Source organism: Acinetobacter sp. Ver3 (assembly GCF_000632455.1).
GTDB lineage: Bacteria > Pseudomonadota > Gammaproteobacteria > Pseudomonadales > Moraxellaceae > Acinetobacter.
In genome coordinates this window covers 1-2533 of record NZ_JFYL01000131.1, presented here as the reverse complement: position 1 = coordinate 2533, position 2533 = coordinate 1, and the positions used below count along the sequence as shown (strand labels likewise).

General features: G+C 47.1%; 3 protein-coding genes. All 3 read left to right on the top strand.

Going from position 1 to position 2533, the window contains the following annotated elements; translation table 11 throughout:
• Window positions 1-86 precede the first annotated feature (86 nt).
• Entirely contained in the window at window positions 87-470 is a 384-nt protein-coding gene (locus tag CL42_RS15805; protein ID WP_019383553.1) for a transposase, read from the top strand.
• Window positions 467-802 carry an IS66 family insertion sequence element accessory protein TnpB gene (gene tnpB, locus CL42_RS15800; protein ID WP_035270816.1) on the top strand — a complete coding sequence of 112 codons (336 nt, stop codon included), beginning with the start codon at window positions 467-469 and terminating at the stop codon, window positions 800-802. The genes CL42_RS15805 and tnpB overlap by 4 nt, the downstream gene beginning before the upstream one ends.
• A 74-nt stretch (window positions 803-876) precedes the next feature.
• Complete coding sequence (tnpC, locus tag CL42_RS15795) at window positions 877-2502, top strand: IS66 family transposase (protein WP_035270815.1); 1626 nt, start codon at window positions 877-879, stop codon at window positions 2500-2502.
• Window positions 2503-2533 lie beyond the last annotated feature (31 nt).

The window sequence follows — 2533 nt, the reverse complement described above, 5'->3', positions numbered from 1 at the left end:
GTAAGCATCCGGCTAACACAGCCTTACCAAGCGATCCTATAAGCCTTAATTTAGTTCCCACCTAAAAACAAGTGGGGACTTAATCCATGAACATGGATATATATTCAGCAACACCTCCTGTTGCTAAAAAACGCCGAAAATACAGCAAAGAATTCAAACTCAGTATTGTCAATGCCTGCAAAAATCCTAATACCTCGATCGCTTCGGTCGCACTGCAACATAGTATTAATGCCAACCTTGTCAGTCGTTGGATCAGGATCTTCAGCCATCATGATGGTGCCGTGCAGGATCCTACTCATGTGAATCCAGCATTTATTGCTTTGCCTTACACTGCTGCAATCAGCCAACCTATTGATGAGAGGATCACGTTGTGTATCACCGTGCCTCATACGAATAATGATATTCAGCTAAAATGGCAGACATCAGAAATACCTGCCTTGGCAGAATTACTCAAGGCACTGGCAACATGATCCGTATCAATGAAATTTGGCTCTCTACCCAGCCCATGGATATGCGAGCAGGAATGGATACTGTCATGGCTCAGGTGGTGAGAGCCTTTGGCTACATCAAACCGCATTGCGCCTACCTGTTCTGTAATAAACGTGGTCATCGTATGAAAGTGTTGGTACATGATGGACTGGGCATCTGGCTGTGTGCCCGGCGTTTGGAACAGGGTAAATTTCACTGGGCTCAAGTTCACCAAGGTGAAACCGTGGCCCTCAGCCCGGAACAGTTACAGGCATTAATCCAGGGTTTGCCCTGGCAGCGCATTGGACGACAGCAAGTGGTCACAATGCTCTAAACTAGGCTGGTCCATTCTGCTATTCTCCAAACGTTCTATTTCCTCTGCGTCATGACCTCAGGCATACTGCGGTCATGAATACGCTGCCTGACTTAAGCCAACTGACCCATGAACAACTGCTGGAATTCACCAGACAGTTGGCGATGCAGCATCAGTCTCTAGCACAATCAAACCAGCAATTAGATGCCAGAGTTCAACATCTTGAAGTCACCAATCAGCAATTAGATTCTAAAGTTCAACATCTTTCTATTCTCAATCAAAAATACGAGCATGAACTGGCGCTGTTTAAAAAGCACAAATTCGCCCAAAAGAATGAACACTTAACGGCAAAACAAATCCATCTGTGGGATGAAGCGGTTGAAGAAGATATTGCCGCAGTTGATCTAGAACTGGAACGGCTAAATGCAGATAAAACCAATGCAGCGACACAGAAAGCCAAAACCAATAAACCTAAACGTCGACCACTGCCAGATCATCTACACACCATCCGTATTGAGCATGAACCTGCATCAACCCAATGTGCTTGTGGCTGCCAACTCCGTCGTATCGGCGAAGATGTCAGTGAAAAACTGCATTTCAGACCGGCACAGTTCTATAAGGAACAGCATGTGCGTGGTAAATGGGTCTGTGATCAGTGTGACACTCTGACTCAGCAAGCGATGCCCGCCTATGTGATTGATAAAGGCATTGCTTCACCTGAATTGCTCAGCCATGTGCTGGTATCGAAGTATGCCGATCATTTGCCGCTGTACCGTCAACGTCTGATCTATCAGCGGGCGGGAATCGAACTTTCTAGATCAACTTTATCTGACTGGATAGGTCGCTGCGGTGTAGAACTGGAACCTCTGGCCAATGCCTTAAAAGAGGTGGTGCTGCAACAGCGGGTGCTGCATGCAGATGAAACACCGGTCACCATCATGCGGATGGGTGAGAATAATAAAAAACCGAAGAAAGGTTATGTCTGGGCCTATGCCACCACACAGTACAATCCGGTTCAGGCGGTGATCTATGACTTTCAGGATAGTCGTTCAGGCCAGCATGCTGAAGAGTTCTTGAAAGGCTGGCAGGGCTATCTAGTCTGTGATGATTACAGTGGTTATAAAGCACGTTTTAAATCAGGCCAGGTGATTGAGGTGGGGTGCATGGCCCATGCACGTCGTAAATTCCATGAACTGCATGTAACTGGGAAAAGTCAGGTTGCTGAACAGGCCTTAGTGCTGATTCAGAAACTGTATGCGATAGAAGCAGAACTCAGGAAAAAGACCGATGGTACAGCGGAAGACCGCCGCGAATACCGACAACAGCATAGTCAACCAGTGATGCAACAACTATATGAATGGCTCAACCAACATCATCTGACAGTGCCATCGAGTTCTCCCACCGCCAAGGCCATCAATTACACTCTGAAGCGTTGGCCAGCTTTAAGCCGCTATCTGGATGATGGCAATCTACCGATATGCAACAATTGGGTCGAGAATCAGATGCGTCCCTGGGCGTTGGGGCGCAAGAACTGGCTGTTTGCAGGTTCGCTGCGCAGTGGTCAGCGAGCGGCAAACATCATGACGTTAATCCAGTCAGCAAAGCTGAATGGCTTGGATCCGTATGCCTATTTAAGTGATGTGCTGAAAAGGTTACCGACACACAAAGTGACCCAAATTGAAGAATTGCTGCCGCACTGCTGGAAACCTAAATCGAATTAAAAAATAGGTATGGGATTCAGCGGACGCTTAC

Coding starts and splice junctions, on each gene's coding strand:
- CL42_RS15805 (WP_019383553.1), top strand. CDS start 87: ATGAACATGGATATATATTCAGCAACACCTCCTGTTGCTAAAAAACGC.
- tnpB (WP_035270816.1), top strand. CDS start 467: ATGATCCGTATCAATGAAATTTGGCTCTCTACCCAGCCCATGGATATG.
- tnpC (WP_035270815.1), top strand. CDS start 877: ATGAATACGCTGCCTGACTTAAGCCAACTGACCCATGAACAACTGCTG.